Origin of the sequence: Streptomyces sp. F63, from assembly GCF_018070345.1 — a bacterium.
Taxonomy (GTDB): domain Bacteria; phylum Actinomycetota; class Actinomycetes; order Streptomycetales; family Streptomycetaceae; genus Streptomyces.
Map to the genome: position 1 here is coordinate 28,115 of NZ_JAGPXX010000029.1, position 15,840 is coordinate 43,954.

The 15,840-nt window shown below is 74.4% G+C and carries 15 protein-coding genes; 5 read left to right on the forward strand and 10 right to left on the reverse strand.

What is annotated here, in order from left to right:
- The first annotated feature begins 26 nt into the window (after positions 1-26).
- A complete protein-coding gene (locus KBZ10_RS23320) occupies positions 27-1,229 on the forward strand; it encodes a PLP-dependent aspartate aminotransferase family protein (protein ID WP_210989669.1) in 1,203 nt (400 codons plus the stop codon).
- 23 nt (positions 1,230-1,252) lie between these two features.
- Here the strand turns inward: KBZ10_RS23320 and KBZ10_RS23325 are convergent, their stop codons facing one another.
- The 3 genes from KBZ10_RS23325 to KBZ10_RS23335 form a co-directional block, all read right to left on the reverse strand.
- Positions 1,253-2,752 carry a GNAT family N-acetyltransferase gene (locus KBZ10_RS23325; RefSeq protein WP_210989670.1) on the reverse strand — a complete coding sequence of 500 codons (1,500 nt, stop codon included), beginning with the start codon at positions 2,750-2,752 and terminating at the stop codon, positions 1,253-1,255.
- 939 nt (positions 2,753-3,691) lie between these two features.
- Positions 3,692-5,272, reverse strand: a complete 1,581-nt coding sequence (locus KBZ10_RS23330; protein WP_210989671.1) for an alkaline phosphatase — start codon at positions 5,270-5,272, stop codon at positions 3,692-3,694.
- A gap of 210 nt (positions 5,273-5,482) precedes the next feature.
- Positions 5,483-6,229, reverse strand: a complete 747-nt coding sequence (locus KBZ10_RS23335) for an SDR family oxidoreductase (protein WP_210989672.1) — start codon at positions 6,227-6,229, stop codon at positions 5,483-5,485.
- Between the two features lie 106 nt (positions 6,230-6,335).
- Between KBZ10_RS23335 and KBZ10_RS23340 the strand changes: the two genes are divergently transcribed.
- Positions 6,336-6,911 (forward strand): hypothetical protein, encoded by a 576-nt coding sequence (locus KBZ10_RS23340; protein ID WP_210989729.1) that lies wholly within the window; start codon positions 6,336-6,338, stop codon positions 6,909-6,911.
- 138 nt (positions 6,912-7,049) lie between these two features.
- Complete coding sequence (locus KBZ10_RS23345) at positions 7,050-7,754, forward strand: LPXTG cell wall anchor domain-containing protein (protein WP_210989673.1); 705 nt, start codon at positions 7,050-7,052, stop codon at positions 7,752-7,754.
- A gap of 49 nt (positions 7,755-7,803) precedes the next feature.
- Here the strand turns inward: KBZ10_RS23345 and mug are convergent, their stop codons facing one another.
- From mug to KBZ10_RS23360, 3 genes are all read right to left on the reverse strand, one after another.
- Positions 7,804-8,328, reverse strand: a complete 525-nt coding sequence (gene mug / locus KBZ10_RS23350; RefSeq protein WP_307847569.1) for a G/U mismatch-specific DNA glycosylase — start codon at positions 8,326-8,328, stop codon at positions 7,804-7,806.
- 6 nt (positions 8,329-8,334) lie between these two features.
- Positions 8,335-9,768, reverse strand: a complete 1,434-nt coding sequence (gene purB, locus KBZ10_RS23355; protein WP_210989674.1) for an adenylosuccinate lyase — start codon at positions 9,766-9,768, stop codon at positions 8,335-8,337.
- An 86-nt stretch (positions 9,769-9,854) separates the two neighbouring features.
- A complete protein-coding gene (locus KBZ10_RS23360) occupies positions 9,855-10,631 on the reverse strand; it encodes an SGNH/GDSL hydrolase family protein (protein WP_210989675.1) in 777 nt (258 codons plus the stop codon).
- 234 nt (positions 10,632-10,865) lie between these two features.
- On the opposite strand from KBZ10_RS23360, the gene KBZ10_RS23365 reads away from it, so the two are divergent.
- Together KBZ10_RS23365 and KBZ10_RS30120 are read left to right on the forward strand one after the other, a co-directional pair.
- On the forward strand, positions 10,866-11,003 hold the full coding sequence (locus tag KBZ10_RS23365; protein ID WP_210989676.1) for an SCO1431 family membrane protein: 138 nt from the start codon (positions 10,866-10,868) through the stop codon (positions 11,001-11,003).
- Positions 11,004-11,348: 345 nt separating this feature from the next.
- Positions 11,349-11,795: an ATP-binding protein gene (locus KBZ10_RS30120; protein ID WP_210989677.1), complete on the forward strand. Its 447-nt coding sequence runs from the start codon at positions 11,349-11,351 to the stop codon at positions 11,793-11,795.
- Between the two features lie 138 nt (positions 11,796-11,933).
- On the opposite strand, the gene KBZ10_RS23375 is transcribed toward KBZ10_RS30120, so the two are convergent.
- From KBZ10_RS23375 to KBZ10_RS23390, 4 genes are all read right to left on the reverse strand, one after another.
- Positions 11,934-12,950 (reverse strand): hemolysin family protein, encoded by a 1,017-nt coding sequence (locus tag KBZ10_RS23375; protein WP_210989678.1) that lies wholly within the window; start codon positions 12,948-12,950, stop codon positions 11,934-11,936.
- Positions 12,947-14,290, reverse strand: a complete 1,344-nt coding sequence (locus KBZ10_RS23380; protein WP_210989679.1) for a hemolysin family protein — start codon at positions 14,288-14,290, stop codon at positions 12,947-12,949. Before KBZ10_RS23380 ends, KBZ10_RS23375 begins: the two co-directional genes overlap by 4 nt.
- Before the next feature lie 211 nt (positions 14,291-14,501).
- Positions 14,502-14,930: a GNAT family N-acetyltransferase gene (locus tag KBZ10_RS23385; RefSeq protein WP_210989680.1), complete on the reverse strand. Its 429-nt coding sequence runs from the start codon at positions 14,928-14,930 to the stop codon at positions 14,502-14,504.
- Positions 14,931-15,013: 83 nt separating this feature from the next.
- Positions 15,014-15,823: an ABC transporter ATP-binding protein gene (locus KBZ10_RS23390; RefSeq protein WP_210989681.1), complete on the reverse strand. Its 810-nt coding sequence runs from the start codon at positions 15,821-15,823 to the stop codon at positions 15,014-15,016.
- Positions 15,824-15,840 lie beyond the last annotated feature (17 nt).

Genomic DNA, 15,840 nt, shown 5'->3' on the forward strand with positions numbered 1-15,840 from the left:
CCCGGCAGGTGTTCACCATGCGGTCCATGGAGACACCCTCCGGGCCCACCCCGCCCGTCCGCCGGTCCCTGTCCACCGAGGCCGTCCACGCCGGCCGCGAAGACCTCGCGGAACTCGGTCTGCACGCGCCGCCGCTCGATCTGTCCACCACCTACCCCTCGTACGACAGCCGGGCCGAGGCGGCCCGGATCGACGACTTCGCCACCACCGGCGCCCGGCCCGAGGGCCCGCCGGTCTACGCCCGCCTGGACAACCCGACCACGGCCCGGTTCGAGGCGGCCCTCGCCCGGCTGGAGGGCACCGAGAGCGCCGTCGCCTTCGCCAGCGGCATGGCCGCGCTGACCGCCTGCCTGATGGTGCGGAACAGCATGGGCCTGCGCCATGTCGTCGCCGTCCGCCCGCTGTACGGATGCAGCGACCACCTGCTGACCGCCGGGCTCCTCGGCAACGAGGTGACCTGGGTCGACCCGGCCGGCATCGCCGACGCCATCCGCCCGGACACCGGCCTGGTCCTGGTCGAGACCCCGGCCAACCCCACCCTCGCCGAACTCGACCTGGCGGCGGTCGCCCACTCCTGCGGGGCGGTGCCGCTGCTGGCGGACAACACCTTCGCCACCCCCGTGCTCCAGCGGCCCGCCGAGCAGGGTGCGCGGATCGTGCTGCACAGCGCCACCAAGTACCTGGGCGGGCACGGCGACGTGCTCGGCGGTGTGGTCGCCTGCGACGAGGAGTTCGCCCGGAAGCTGCGGCAGGTGCGCTTCGCCACCGGCGGGGTGCTCCACCCGCTCGCCGGATACCTGCTGCTGCGCGGCCTGTCCACGCTCCCGGTACGCGTCCGGGCGGCGTCGGCGACGGCCGCCGAGCTGGCGCGGCGGCTGGCGGACGACCCGCGCGTGACCCGGGTGCGCTACCCGAAGCTCGGCGGCGCGATGGTGGCGTTCGAGACCGCGGGCGACCCGCACGAGGTGATCGCCGGAGTCCGGCTGATCACCCCGGCGGTCAGCCTCGGCAGTGTGGACACCCTCATCCAGCACCCCGCGTCGATCAGCCACCGCATCGTCGACGCGGACGACCGGCACGCCTCGGGCGTGAGCGACCGGCTGCTGCGGATGTCGGTCGGCCTGGAGGACGCCGACGACCTCTGGGCCGACCTCGACCAGGCCCTCGACCGCGCGACGCGGGCGGGCGGCCTGGTCTCCGGCCGCAGCGGCGACACGGCCACCGGATAGCCCGGCGCGCCCGCCGGACGGGTTCAGCGCCCGGCCGGCGCGTACGGGCCGTGCGGCGGGCGGGAGCCCGGGGACTGCGGACGGTCCGCGGTCCGGGCGAGGCGGGCGGTGATGACGAGCGTGCCCTCCTCGACCTGGTAGTCGAGGGGGAGACCCAGACCGCGCATGGCGGCGACCATCCCGGTGTTGCCGGACTGGGTGACGGCGTAGACGCTCTCGCAACCCGCCTCGCCCGCCAGGGCGGCCAGCCGCCGCAGCAGCTCACCGCCGATGCCCCGGCGCTGCCAGGCGTCCTCGACGAGCAGCGCGACCTCGGTCTCGTCCCCGTCCCACATCAGATGGCCGAGCGCCACCAGACGGCCGGACGCCGTCTGCACCGCCAGCGTGCGGCCGAAGCGCGGGCTGAGCAGATGGGCCAGATAGCGGTCGGCGTCCTTGACCGGGCCGTGGTACCGCTTCCGGAGGGTCTCGGGGGAGCAGCGCTCGTGCATCTCCCGGGCGGCCGGGATGTCGGCGGTGTCCGCCCGGCGCACCGTGATCTCGCTGCCGCCCGGCAGTGTCCACACGTCGCGGCCGCGCGGCATCCGGGGTCCGAGGCGCGCGTCGAGCCCCACGAGCGCGCGGGCGCGGGCGAACTCGGCCGGGGTGAACGGCAGATACGGGCGCTCGATGCTGATCGTGCCGCCGGAGGGGTCCCGCAGCCGCATGACGGTCTCCTCCAGGGCGCCCTCGCGCGGTACCTCCCGCTCCCCGGTCCCCGCGGCCCGCGGGGTGCCCGGGCGGGCCTGCCGGGGCTGCGAACGGATGGTGCAGCGTCCCAGCAACTCTCGCAGGGCGAGCGGGAGTTCGGCGGCGTCCAGGGCGGTGCGGGTGGCGAGGTTCAGCACCCGGGTGGGGGTGTCGACCAGATCGTGGGCGTCGGCGCGCTCCGTCCAGGTGTGCCGGCCGCCGGCCGCTGAGATCTCCCGGCCGAGGTCCGCGGGGGCCAGGCCGGCGGGTGCGCGGAGCAGGAACTCGTCGACGGTGCCGTCGGAGAGCGGGTGCGTCTGCAGGGCCAGGATGTCCACCCGGCGGCGGGCCAGCGCGGTGCACAGGGCGGCGAGGCTGCCCGGGGTGTCCCGCACCGTCGTCCGCACCCGCCACAGGGCGGTGCCGTGCGGGGCCGTGCCGTCACCGGTGCCCTCCGCGCCGTCCCCGCCCTCGTCCGCGTGGCCGTCACCGGGCACGGCTCCGGTGGTGGCCCGGCCGGCGGGGCCGCTCTCCGCGCCGTCCGGCCCGCCGCCGGCCGTCGCCTCCGGGGGTGAGTGGCCGTGGCGGTGGGACCACCAGCTGTGGAAGGCGGCCGTGGCGGCGAGGGCGACCGCCGAGGCGACGAGCAGCACCGGGCCGTCGGGACCGTGGGCGATCATGTTCGCGATCGCGTCGGCGACCGCGACGGCGGTGAAGAGCGCGGCCAGTTCGACGAGGTCCCGCCGCCAGTGATGGCGGCGGCGGGCGGGCTTCGCGGGTGTCACATCGGTCATGGTCCCACCGTGACCCATCGCTGTTGCGTGATCACGAACGAACTGTGACCGCCTGGTTAAGCCGCCTTCCGGGCTCCGTACGCCGATGGCGAGGAAAGCGGCCAACGCGGCGGAACGCGCCATTCGCCGGGATGGCGTGCCGGGCGGCGGGGGGAGACGCCGGCCGCCCGGCAGCCGGGCGAGCCCCGGCGGACGCGCCGCCCGGACCGTCCCGGCGCCCGGCGCCGCGGCGTTCCGGCACCGTTGGGGGTCCGCGTCCCGCCCTGCCGCGCGTACGGCCCGGTGCTTCCCGGCCGGGGCCGCGCCGGGGGGTGCCCCCGCCTCCGTCCGGCACCCGCGGGCGGGGCGGAAACGCGGCGGGGGCAGGGGATCCGGTACCGGCGGTGAGCCGCGCCGCCCGCCCTGCTCCCGGCCCGGTCCGCGGACCGGGAGCAGGGCGGGCGGGGAGCACGGCGCCGGGACCACCAGCCGGCGGGGACCGCGCCAACGAGCTCGTGCATGGCCGGCGGTGAGGCGTCGCCCCGTGCCCGGGCCGGCGGGCCGAGCAGACCGCCGTCCCGGCCCGGCGCCACGGATGACGGGCGGAGACGACAGAAATCGTGCACTGATCGCGTCATGGCCGGGACGCTGGACCGGGGCACTCGCATCGACTCCGCTACCCGGGTTCCGGTGACCGCGGGCCGGGCACGCAACGACGTTCCGCCGGGCCGGCCGCGGGGCGTTCCGTCCGGCCGCCGGGACCGTGTCCTCACGGCTCCGGAACGACGGCACGACGGGACGCGGCCCGCCTCCGGGGAGCGGGCACGCCGGTGCCGGTGCCGGTGGTCGTCCGGGCGCCGGGTGCGCGGACCGGGGCGGTGACCGCGTCCCCGCGTCCGGCGTGCCCGCCGCCCCGGGCCCGTACGCCCGGGGCGGGGAGGAGCAGCGCCGGATTGGCGGCTACTGCCCCACCAGTCCCGGCTGGAGGACCTTGGTGAAGTGCACCGTGCCGCCCTCCTCGATCAGCCGCACCGTCAGTTCACCGCTTGAGCCGTCGATCTCCACCTCGCCGTAGTGCTGACCGCCCTCGAGCGGCGACACGTTGGCCCGGTCGGGGGCCTTCACGAAGACCTGGTCCGGGCCGAAGGTGCCGTCCAGGCCGACCGCCGGGAAGCCGCCCGCGTTGAGCGGTCCCGACACGAACTCCCAGAAGGGGGCGAAGTCCTGGAAGGCGGCCCGCGACGGCTCGTAGTGGTGCGCGGCGGTGTAGTGCACGTCGGCGGTCAGCCAGACCGTGCCGGTGATCCGGTGGTGCCTGATGTGCCGCAGCAGTTCGGCGATCTGCAGTTCGCGGCCCAGCGGCGCGCCCGGGTCGCCCTGCGCCACGGCCTCGTAGTCGGCCTTGCCGTCGGCCACGACCAGCCCGAGCGGCATGTCGGAGGCGATCACCTTCCACACCGCCCGGGAGCGGGACAGCTCCCGCTTGAGCCAGGCGAGCTGCTCCGCCCCGAGGATGCCCTCCTCCTCCCGCGGCTGCCGGCCGGGCGAGTTGGCGTTGCGGTACGTGCGCATGTCGATCACGAAGACATCGAGGAGCGGCCCGTGGTGCACCACCCGGTGCAGCCGGCCGTCGCCGTCGGGGCGCAGCGTGCGCACGGGGAAGTACTCCGCGAACGCCCGCCGGGAGCGGGCCGCGAGCACGTCCACGCGCTTCTCGGTGTAGCGGTCGTCGGCGAGGATCTCGCCCGGGTACCAGTTGTTGACCACCTCGTGGTCGTCCCACTGGACGATGCCCGGGACACGGGCGTTGAAGCGGCGCAGGTTCTCCGCCAGCAGGTTGTAGCGGAAGGCGCCGCGGTACTCGTCCAGGGTCTCGGCGACCTTGGACTTCTCCTCGGTGGTGACGTTCCGCCAGACCCGGCCGTCGGGCAGGGTGACCGACGGCTGGATCGGGCCGTCCGCGTAGACCGTGTCGCCACTGTTGAGGAAGAAGTCCGGGTCGCGGCGCAGCATCTCGTCGAAGACGGGAAAACCGCCGCGGTCGGGGTTGATGCCCCAGCCCTGCCCCGCGAGATCGCCCGACCACAGGAACCGCACCCCCTGGCGGCGGCGGGCCGGTGCCGTGCGGAAGCTGCCGTGGACCGGCTCGCCGGTGCGCCGCGGGTCGTGCGGGTCGGCGAGCAGCACCCGGTAGTGGATCTCCTCGCCGGCCGGCAGCCCCTGCAGCGGTGTGGTCCCGGTGAAGTCCGTGCCCGGGCCCAGCAGGGGCCCCATCCGCCGCCGGACGTTCCGGAACGACTCCGTCGCCGAGGTCTCGACGATCATCCGGGCCGGCCGGTCCGAGCGGACCCACACCAGCCCGGACGAGGCGGTCACATCACCGGTCTGCACCCCCCACCGCGCGGCCGGCCGCCCCGACCGCGCCTGGGCGGGGGCTGCCGCGAGCCCGGCCGCGCCGGGTAGTGCGAGCGCGGCCGAGGCGGCCGCACCCCCTCGCAGAACCGACCGCCGCCCGACGAATCCCCTGGGTTCCCGCGCCATGTGGTGCCTCCTGTCGTACCGGTCCGCCCCGGCCTCGGGTCTCCGCGGCGCACGGGGCGGTGTCTGCTGTGCAAGGGATTGCTATCGGCGCCGGATGCCGCACGCCCGAACGGACAGTGAACAACCGGGTGGGGCCCGGAGGAAGGAGGCCGCACGGCGGGGGCGCCGGACACGGGGAACCGGGCGGCCCCGGCCGTTCCCCCGGCCGGCTCAGAGGCCGCCCGAGACGCGCAGCACGGCGCCCGTCGTGTAGGACGCCTCGGGGGAGAGCAGCCAGGCGACGGCGCCCGCGATCTCCTCCGGCTCACCGGGGCGCCGCATCGGCACCCGCTCCGGGTCCCGCCAGGGACGCTCCGGATCCCCCATCGCGGCGTGCATACCGGTGAGGATCATCCCGGGCTGTACGGAGTTGACGCGGATGCCCTCGGCCGCCACCTCCTTGGCGAGCCCGTTCGTCATCGCGTCCACGGCGGCCTTGGTCGCCGCGTAGTGGACGTACTCGCCGGGGCTGCCGGTGGTGGAGGCGCCCGAGGAGATGTTGACGATCGCGCCGCCCGCGCCGCCGTAGCGGGTCGACATGTCCCGCACCGCCCGGCGCGCGCAGAGCAGGGTGCCCATGACGTTGACGTCGACGACCCGCCGCATCACCTCGGGGCCGGTCTCGGCGAACCGGCCGAGCGGCCCGGTGATCCCGGCGTTGTTGACGAGGCCGGTGACCGGGCCCAGTTCGGCGCCCACCGTGTCGAACAGCGACTCGACCTGTTCCGCCACGCTGGTGTCCACCCGCACCGTCACACAGGCGACGCCCCGGGCGCGCACCGCCGCGGCCGTCTCCTCCGCCGCCTCCCGCGCCTTCTCGTAGCCGATGCCGATCGCGTGTCCGGCGCGCGCGAGACGGACGGCGACCGCCGCTCCGATACCGCGCCCGCCGCCCGTGACGACGGTGACCTGACCCATGTCCCACCTCCGTGTGCCGGCTGCCGGAAGCCTGCCACACCGGCCCGGGAGCCCGACTCCGTTGCCCCGGGGGCGCGTTGTCGGTGCGGGGAGGTTCACTGGAACCATGAGCACAGCGGAACAGCTCGCGGTGATCGACCAGTTGTGCGCCCGTCCTCTCCCGGCGGCGCCCGGCGGCCCCTTCCGTGCCGGGGAGGGCGGGCCGGCCTTCCACCTGGCCGATCTGCGGGTGGGCGCGGAGTGCCGGGAGGACGACGGCTTCGGGACGCGGGAGGCGGAGGAGCAGTTGGAGGCCGAGTGCGAGGCGCTGGTCTTCGTGCTGTCCCGGCGCTGGGGCGAGCCGCAGCGGCTGGACCTCATCGAGTACCTCGTACGGTCGGCCGGGGGCGAGCCGGTTCCCGAGCCGCTGGCGACCCTCTGCGGCTGTGTCGGTGTGCTGTACGCCTGGCGGGCCGGCGACCGCTGGCTCGCCGTCGGACTCGGCCGGCAGGACCGCGAGTTACCGCTCCGGCTGCTGGCGGTCGCGGCGGCGGAGGACCCGGAGGGTACGGCCCGGGAACGCCCCGGCCGCCCGGAGGGCGGGGGTGACGCGGGCGCCGGACCGCCACCGGCCGCCGCCGATGTGTCTCATTCGAGCGGATGTACGTCGAACGGGCGGCCTAGGCCGAATCGTTACCGCTGATCAACCCGTGACCAAAGGGGCATCGGAGGGGTAAAGGGGCCGGATTCCCGGCCACGTGGCTTGACCGATACGAACAGATGGCTGGAAGCTGTGGCGTCACCCCCCGCTTCCGGCGCTTTCTCGAAAATCTGGTGATCCATGCGCAGCCTCACTTCGGCGTGTGCGGTGGCAGCGGCCGCGGCGGTCCTCCTGCTGCCGGCCTCCGCCGCGTACGCCACCCCGCCCGGTGACAACGGGACCGTCAAGATCCACGACGCCGAGACCGGCGAGGCGCTCGTCAAGAACGAGCCGCACGTCTGCGTCTTCTACCTCGACGCGTTCAAGTTCGACGCCGGCCAGCGGATCGAGTGGACGATCGTCGAGATGCCGCCCACGGGCACCCGGGGCACGGAGGCCGAGTCCGGCGTCCTGACCCTCGACGCCGCGGGGCACGGCCGCACGGACGATCTGGAGCTTCCCGACGGCCACTACAAGCTGCTCTGGAACTTCGCGGGCGAGAACGGCAAGGCCAAGCAGAAGGTCTTCCGGACGGACTGCGAGGACGGGGACGACGAGGAGAACGAGGGAGGTGACGGCGGGACGTCCGGTGGCCGGCCCTCCGGCGAGCCGTCGCAGGAGCCCTCGGAGGAGCCCGCCGGCGGGACGGGCGGAGAGACCGGCGAGCCGTCGAACGAGCCGACGGCCGCGGACACGGCCGGCCGCAATCCGTCGGACGGCGGCAAGGAGGACCTCGCCGAGACCGGTGCCTCCGCGGTCATCGGCACCTCCGCGGCCGCCCTGGTGCTGCTGGGCGCGGGCGGCGTGCTGCTGATGCGCCGCCGGGCGGCCCGCGGCGAGAACTGACGGAGCACCGCCGGCGCACCGGTGCCGCCGGTTCCGGGGCCGGCCGGGCTCACCGCTCCGGTGACGCGGGCCGGCCGACCCGCCCGGCGGCCTCCCGCAGACGGGCGAACTCCTCCGCCATGGTCGCCGCCGTCCAGTGGGCGTTGAGGCCGCTCGGATTGGGGAGGGCCCAGATCCGCGTGCGGCCGATCACCCGGTCCTGCGGACCGATCACCGCCGCCCTGTCCCGGAACGCCACCCGGTAGGCCGTGATCCCCAGCACCGCCAGCCAGCGCGGCTCGTACCGCAGGACCTTCTCCGCCAGCAGGCGGCCGCCCTCGCGCATCTCCTCGTCGCTCAGCTCGTCCGCCCGCGCCGAGGCGCGGGCGGCGACGTTGGTGATGCCGAGCCCGTGGTCGAGCAGTTCCCGCTCCTCGTCCGGCCGCAGCAGCCGCGGTGTGAAGCCGGAGGCGTGCAGCACCGGCCAGAAGCGGTTGCCCGGCCGGGCGAAGTGATGCCCGGTCGCCGCCGACATGAGTCCGGGGTTGATGCCGCAGAACAGCACCCGCAGGCCGCCGCCCCGCCCGGGGCTCACCGCGCGTCAGAGGATCGCTCCCGGGACGTAGGCGGCGGCCTCCGGACGCGCGGCCGTGATGTCCTCGATCCGGGTGACGACCGCTGCCACCTGGTCCGCCGCCGCACCGGTGAAGGCGAGGCGGTCCGCCATCAGCGCGTCCAGCCGGGCGCGGTCCAGGGGGATGCGCTCGTCGCCCGCGAGCCGGTCGAGCAGTTCATTGCGCTCGGCGCCCTTCTCCCGCATCGCCAGTGCCGAGGCCACGGCGTGCTCCTTGATGACCTCGTGCGCGGCCTCCCGGCCGACTCCGGCCCGCACGGCGCCCATGAGCACCTTGGTGGTGGCGAGGAAGGGCAGGTAGCGGTCGAGCTCGCGGGAGACGACGGCGGGGAAGGCGCCGAACTCGTCGAGCACCGTGAGGAACGTCTCCAGCAGGCCGTCGAAGGCGAAGAAGGCGTCCGGGAGGGCCACCCGGCGCACGACGGAGCAGGACACGTCGCCCTCGTTCCACTGGTCGCCCGCGAGCTCTCCCGTCATCGAGGCGTAGCCGCGCAGGATCACCATGAGGCCGTTGACGCGCTCGCAGGAACGGGTGTTCATCTTGTGCGGCATGGCGGAGGAGCCGACCTGGCCGGGTTTGAAGCCCTCCGTGACCAGCTCGTGCCCGGCCATCAGCCGGATCGTCTTGGCGAGCGAGGAGGGCGCGGCGGCCAGCTGCACCAGCGCGGTCACGACGTCGTAGTCCAGTGAGCGCGGGTAGACCTGGCCGACCGAGGTGAAGGACCGGCCGAAGCCGAGGTGGCCGGCGACCCGCCGTTCCAGCTCGGACAGTTTCGCGGCATCGCCACCGAGGAGGTCGAGCATGTCCTGCGCGGTGCCGACCGGGCCCTTGACCCCGCGCAGCGGGTAGCGGGCGAGGAGATCCTCCAGCCGGCCGTACGCGACCAGCAGTTCGTCCGCCGCGGTCGCGAACCGCTTGCCGAGGGTGGTGGCCTGCGCGGCGACGTTGTGGGAACGGCCGGCGATCACCAGCTCGGCGTGCTCGGCGGCGAGCCGCCCCAGCCGTGCCAGCACGGAGACCGCGCGGTCCCGGACCAGTTCCAGGGAGAGGCGGATCTGCAGCTGCTCGACGTTCTCGGTGAGGTCCCGGGAGGTCATGCCCTTGTGGACGTGCTCGTGCCCGGCGAGGGCGTTGAACTCCTCGATCCGGGCCTTCACGTCGTGCCGGGTGACCTTCTCGCGTTCCGCGATCGACGCCAGGTCCACCCGGTCGAGCACCCGCTCGTAGTCGGCGAGTGCCTGCTCCGGCACCTCGATGCCGAGGTCCTTCTGCGCACGGAGGACGGCCAGCCACAGCCGGCGCTCCAGCGTCACCTTGTACTCGGGGGACCACAGGGCGGCGAGCTCCGCGGAGGCGTAGCGGCCGGCCAGAACGTTCGGAATGCGGGGCTTGGAGGTCACGTGACGGCATTGTACGGGCCGGTCCGGCGGGACGTCCGCCCGCCTCCGCACGCCCCCGGCCCGGCGACCGCCGCCGCGGCGCCGGCTCAGAGTTCGTACGGGTAGGGCAGGAGATCGCCGCGTTTGGGCGCGAGCCCGTCACCGGAGGAGCGCCCGGTCAGCCGCCGGCCGATCCACGGCAGCAGATGCTCGCGGGCGAACCGCAGATCGCTGCTCCGCCGCCGGTACCAGCTCTCCGGTGCCACCGGCGGCAGCGGTTCGGTCCAGTCGCGGCGCGGCTCCAGGCCGATTGTCTGCCAGACGGCCTCGGACACCCGGCGGTGCCCCTCGGCGGTGAGGTGGAGCCGGTCGACGGCCCACAGCCGGGGGTCGCCCAGGGCACCGGAGCCGTAGAGGTCCACGACGAGGGCGCCGTGCGCGCCGGCCAGTTCGTCGATGAAGCCGAAGAGCTGTTCCATGCGGGGCCGGAAGCGCTCCATCACCGGCCCGTTCCGCCCGGGGCTGCGCATCAGCACCAGGCGGCCGCAGTTGGGCGCCAGCTTGGTGACGGCCTCTTCCAGCCGGGCGCGGACCAGGCCCATGTCGCACGCGGGGCGGAGGGCGTCGTTGAGTCCGCCGACGAGGGTCACCAGGTCCGCGTTCATGGCGGCCGCCGCGTCCACCTGCTCGTCCACGATCTGGCCGATGAGTTTTCCGCGCACCGCCAGATTGGCGTAACGGAAGCCGGGGGTCCGGGCGGCCAGGTCCGCCGCGAGGAGGTCGGCCCAGCCGCGGTAACTGCCGTCGGGCAGGCGGTCGGACATGCCCTCGGTGAAGGAGTCGCCCAGGGCGACAAAACTGGTGTAGGAGGCATTCATCTGCATGACGCCGGAAATCCTACGCCCGGCCGGGACGGGGGAGGGGGCCGGTGGGGATGAGGCCCCGGTCACAGCGGGGCGCGCGATACGGGGCTATGGTCGCCCGACCGGTACCGGTATGGGTGCTGTTCGGCGGCTCCGTGCCGTATCCGGTCCCGTTCCCGTCTTCGTCCCGCCGTCTTCGTCCCGCCGTCCCGTGGCGCGGGGCCGGGCGGGACCCCTCGGCAAGGAGTGTGCGCAATGACCGCTGCCGCTGTCGCGGCCGCCCGTACCGGCGGACCGCCGGACGACGACCACCACCCGCTGCTGGAGCACGTCGCGGGGTGGGTTCTCACGATCCTGCTGGCAGTGCTCATCGCGCGATTCGGTCCGCTCTGAGACCGGAATGATCGGGTCTGCCCGGTTCTGGTTGGTAGGGCGTCCGGAACAGATCGGTCATCAACGCTTTACTTCCCGGTAAACGCATTTTATTGTTTTACGCGGAAGTAACCCGCAGCTGCCGTCTGCCCGGACGCACCCGGGGGAACGGCCGCGCGGAAGCCTCGCAGCGTCGCGAACCTTCCCGTGCCGCACACGGCACGCTCGATCCGCTGAGCCCCTGTCGTCGGACAGCCGGGCCGTAGTGGAGACCCCATGCACCACCCGCACCCGCGTGGGCCGGCGGAGGCCACACTGCCTCACCCGGCCCATGTGCCCGTGTGCCGCCCGGCCTCCGAGCCGGCGGTGCCCGAGCCCGTCACCGGCCGGGCCGGCCCCTGGCCGCTGCCGCGGTCGGGCGAGGCGTGCGCGCTCGCCCGCAGGGCCGTGCGGCACACCCTGTCCCGCTGGGGACTCGGCGACCTCGCCGACACCGCGGAACTCCTGGTCAGCGAACTCGTCGCCAATGCGCTGCGGCACGCGCAGGGCCCCGTCCACCTGACCCTCGTCCGGGGTGCCTCGGTCTGCTGCCAGGTCGGTGACGGAAGCCGGGAACTGCCCCGGGTCCGCCGCGCCACCGCGGACGACGAACACGGCCGCGGCATGTCGATGGTCGACCTGATGGCCTGCGACTGGGGCGCGGACCGCACCCCCTGGGGCAAGGAAGTCTGGTTCTCCCTCCCGGCCCCGGCCGCTCCTCTTCCGGCCGCCGTCGTGCCGGCCCCGGCGCCGCCCGCGGACGAGCGGGACTGAGTACGGACGCCGGGAGCCCGTGCCGGCTCCCGTGAGGGCCGGGCCGGGCCACCGCGGCGGCACGCGCGCCCGCGGCCCTCCGAGTGCGACCGGGACCCCCGGGCGCCCGGACCCCTCCGGCCGAGCCGGCCTCCGTGATCAGGCGGGCGTGCGGCCGACCAGCTCCCGCAGGACGTCCTCCATGGTGACGAGGCCGGCCAGCTTGCCGTCCGCCCCGATCACCGCGGCCAGATGCGTACTGGAACTCCGCATCGCGCCCAGGGCGTCGTCCAGCGGCGTCTCGGCCCGGACCCGGGCGATCGGCCGCATCGCCGCCACGGGGAAGGGCAGATCCCGCGGCCGGGCGTCCAGCGCGTCCTTCACGTGCAGGTAGCCCAGGATCCGGAGGCCGGAGTCCACCACCGGGAAGCGGGAGAACCCCGACTCCCATGCCAGGGTCTCCAGACCCTCCGGCGTGATGCCGAGCGGGGCGGCGACCACGTTGGCCACCGGCTTGACGACCTCCCGCACGGGCCGGCGGCCGAGCTCCAGGGCGTCCCGCAGGCGCTCCGTGGACCGCTTGTCCAGCAGCCCCGCCTCACGGGAGTCGGCCACCATCCGGGCCAGCTCGTCGTCCGAGAACGTGGCCGCGACCTCGTTCTTCGGCTCCACGCGCAGCAGCTTCAGCAGCGCGTTGGCGAAGGCGTTGACGGTGAAGATCACCGGGCGGAGCGCCCGGGAGAGGGCCACCATCGGCGGGCCCAGGAGCAGCGCGGTCCGCACCGGTGCGGCGAGCGCGACGTTCTTCGGCACCATCTCGCCGAAGAGCATGTGCAGATACGTCGCCGCCGCCAGGGCGATGACGAAGGAGATGGGATGCACCAGGCCGTGCGGCACGCCCACCGCGTCGAACAGCGGTTCCAGCAGATGGGCGATCGCCGGCTCGGCGACCACACCCAGGACCAGCGTGCACAGCGTGATACCGAGCTGCGCGGCGGCCATCAGCGCCGAGACGTGCTGCAGTCCCCACAGCACGCTCGTGGCGCGCCGGTCGCCCTCCTCGGCGAGCGGTTCCACCTGGCTGCGCCGGACCGAGATCATCGCGAACTCGGCACCGACGAAGAAGGCGTTCAGGATCAGCGTGAGCAGACCCACGAACAGCTGGATCGCGGTCATCGGGCGGCCTCCTCGTGGTGCTGCTCACCGTGCTCGGGCAGGGGGGCGTGCAGCAGCACGCGCGCCGCCCGGCGGCCCGACGCGTCCACCACGTCGACCTGCCAGCCGGCGACCTCCAGCCGGTCGCCCTCGGCCGGTATCCGGCCGAGCTCCGTGGCGACCAGCCCGGCCAGGGTCTCGTACGGCCCCTCGGGGGCGCGCAGGCCGATCGTCTCCAGCTGGTCGGTCCGGGCCGCGCCGTCCGCCGCGTAGAGCGCCCGGCCCTCCTCGTCGGTGCCGGCCGGCGCCAGGTCGGGCGCCTCCAGGGGGTCGTGCTCGTCCCGGACCTCGCCGACGACCTCCTCGACGATGTCCTCCAGGGTGACGACACCGGCGGTGCCGCCGTACTCGTCGATGACGACGGCCATGCTGCGCTTGCCGGAGAGCCGGTCGAGCAGCCGGTCCACCGTCAGCGACTCCGGGACGAGCAGCGGCTCGCGCAGCAGCTCGGTCACCGGGTGGCGCGCCCGGCGCCCGGCCGGAACCGCCAGGACATCCTTGATGTGCGCGATGCCGACGACCGTGTCGAGGCTGCCCCGGTAGACGGGGAAGCGGGAGAGACCCGTGGCGCGGGTGGCATTGGCGACGTCCTCCGCGGTGGCCTGCACGTCGAGGGCCATGACCTGCACGCGTGGCGTCATGACGTTCTCGGCGCTCAGCTCGGAGAGGTTCAGTGTCCGCACGAACAGCTCGGCCGTGTCGGGCTCCAGGGCCCCCTCCCTGGCGGAGTGCCGGGCCAGGGCCACCAGCTCCTGCGGGCCGCGCGCGGACGCCAGCTCCTCGGCCGGCTCCAGGCCCATCCGGCGGACGAGGCGGTTGGCGGAGTTGTTGAGATGGCTGATGAGCGGGCGGAAGGCCGCGCTGAACACGCGCTGCGGCGTGGCGACGGCCTTCGCCACCGGCAGCGGGCTGGAGATCGCCCAGTTCTTGGGGACCAGCTCGCCGACCACCATCAGGACCACGGTCGACACGGCCGTACCGGTGACGAGGGCGACGGAGCCCACGGCCCCCTCGGGGACCCCGGCGGCGGTGAGCGGTCCGCGCAGCAGCGCCGCGATGGACGGCTCGGCGAGCATACCGATGACCAGGTTGGTGACGGTGATGCCGAGCTGGGCGCCGGAGAGCTGGAAGGTCAGATTGCGGACGGCCTTGAGGGCGCTCTCCGCACCCCGCTCACCGTTCTCGGCCGCCTGTTCCAGGCTGCCGCGCTCCAGGGTGGTCAGCGAGAACTCCGCCGCGACGAAGGCACCGCACGCCAGGGACAGGAGGAGCGCCAGGGCGAGAAGCAGCAATTCGATCATCGGGTTCACCTCCCCCCATGGTGGGCCGGGGAACGGAGGATCGCGCGATGGTCGCTACTGGGAGGCTCGCCCATGGGCGGACGCTCACACCTTTCGTCATGCGGAGGCGGGGCCGCGAGGCCCGGGGGACCACCATAGTAAAGGCTCAGCAAAACGGCGGGCGAAGCGGCAGTGCACGCGCTCGGTCGTCGACCGCTCCGCCGAGATGAGATCAGGGGTGGGGCAGCGGCTTCACCCAGCGCCGCCACTGGTCCTGCCGCCGGTAGCCGGCAGCGGCCCAGGCCCGGTGGGCGCGTGCGTTCGCCTCCAGCACCATGGCGTCGGCCCGCCGGCCGCCGAGCGCCGCGAACCGCTGCTCGGCGGCCCGCAGCAGGGCGGTCGCCACGCCCTGCCGGCGATGTGCGGGGAGGACGGCGAGACGGTACAGGCTGCACCGCCAGCCGTCGTAGCCGGCTATGACGGACCCCACGAGACGGCCCGCCGACTCGGCCAGGAGCAGGGCTCCGGGGTCCCGTGCGATGAGCCCGGTCACCCCTGTCTCGTCGTCGCTGACGCTCGTCCCCTCGGCTGCCGCCTTCCAGAAGGCCAGCACGTCGGCGGCGTCGGACGGACGGGCGGTGCGGATTTCCACATCGGTCATGACCGGCAGCGAAGCATGCCGGCGGGTGCCCGGGCCACGTGATTCCGCGGACCGGGACGTGGCCGTCCGCCGCGCCCGGGGGCTCAGGCCCCCGCGCCGCCGCCCTCGGCGGGCGGCGGCGGGCCCGGGGTGAAGAGGCGCATCCGCTGCAGTACCCGCTCGGCGGTCGGCTCCGTCATCTCGTCGACGATGCGGCCGTCGGCCAGGAACAGCACCCGGTCGGCGAAGGCGGCCGCGTTCGGGTCGTGGGTGACCATCACCACCGTCTGCCCGAGCTCGTCCACGGCCTCGCGCAGAAAGCGCAGGACCTCCCGGCCGCTCCGGGAGTCCAGGTTCCCGGTCGGCTCGTCCGCGAAGATCAGTTCGGGGCGGGAGGCCAGGGCCCGCGCGCAGGCCACCCGCTGCTGCTGGCCGCCGGAGAGCTGGGACGGGCGGTGCGAGAGCCGGTCCCGCAGGCGCAGGGTGTCGATCACCCGGTCGAGCCAGGCCCGGTCGGGCTTGCGGCCGGCGATGTCCATCGGCAGCGTGATGTTCTCGGCCGCCGTCAGCGTCGGCAGCAGGTTGAACGACTGGAACATGAAGCCGACCCGGTCCCGCCGCAGCCGGGTGAGATCCCGTTCCCTGAGCCCGGTGATCTCCGTGCCGCCCAGCCAGACCCGGCCCGCCGAGACGGAGTCCAGCCCGGCCAGGCAGTGCATCAGTGTGGACTTGCCGGAGCCGGAGGGGCCCATCACCGCCGTGAACCGGCCCCGTTCGATCGTCACGTCCACGGCGTCCACGGCGATCACCGTCGTCTCGCCGGAACCGTAGGCCTTGGTGAGCGCCTCGGCCCGCGCGGCCGGGGGCCGTCCGTCCGCGGCGTCGCGGGTGGTCTCCTGTGCAAGGGTGGGCATGGCCGCCTCCCGTCTCG

What these genes read in the sequence shown, in the direction of transcription:
- KBZ10_RS23320 (WP_210989669.1), top strand. Translation starts at nt 27, where the DNA reads ATGGAGACACCCTCCGGGCCCACCCCGCCCGTCCGCCGGTCCCTGTCC.
- KBZ10_RS23325 (WP_210989670.1), bottom strand. Translation starts at nt 2,752, where the DNA reads ATGACCGATGTGACACCCGCGAAGCCCGCCCGCCGCCGCCATCACTGG.
- KBZ10_RS23330 (WP_210989671.1), bottom strand. Translation starts at nt 5,272, where the DNA reads ATGGCGCGGGAACCCAGGGGATTCGTCGGGCGGCGGTCGGTTCTGCGA.
- KBZ10_RS23335 (WP_210989672.1), bottom strand. Translation starts at nt 6,229, where the DNA reads ATGGGTCAGGTCACCGTCGTCACGGGCGGCGGGCGCGGTATCGGAGCG.
- KBZ10_RS23340 (WP_210989729.1), top strand. Translation starts at nt 6,336, where the DNA reads ATGAGCACAGCGGAACAGCTCGCGGTGATCGACCAGTTGTGCGCCCGT.
- KBZ10_RS23345 (WP_210989673.1), top strand. Translation starts at nt 7,050, where the DNA reads ATGCGCAGCCTCACTTCGGCGTGTGCGGTGGCAGCGGCCGCGGCGGTC.
- KBZ10_RS23360 (WP_210989675.1), bottom strand. Translation starts at nt 10,631, where the DNA reads ATGCAGATGAATGCCTCCTACACCAGTTTTGTCGCCCTGGGCGACTCC.
- KBZ10_RS23365 (WP_210989676.1), top strand. Translation starts at nt 10,866, where the DNA reads ATGACCGCTGCCGCTGTCGCGGCCGCCCGTACCGGCGGACCGCCGGAC.
- KBZ10_RS23375 (WP_210989678.1), bottom strand. Translation starts at nt 12,950, where the DNA reads ATGACCGCGATCCAGCTGTTCGTGGGTCTGCTCACGCTGATCCTGAAC.
- KBZ10_RS23380 (WP_210989679.1), bottom strand. Translation starts at nt 14,290, where the DNA reads ATGATCGAATTGCTGCTTCTCGCCCTGGCGCTCCTCCTGTCCCTGGCG.
- KBZ10_RS23385 (WP_210989680.1), bottom strand. Translation starts at nt 14,930, where the DNA reads ATGACCGATGTGGAAATCCGCACCGCCCGTCCGTCCGACGCCGCCGAC.
- KBZ10_RS23390 (WP_210989681.1), bottom strand. Translation starts at nt 15,823, where the DNA reads ATGCCCACCCTTGCACAGGAGACCACCCGCGACGCCGCGGACGGACGG.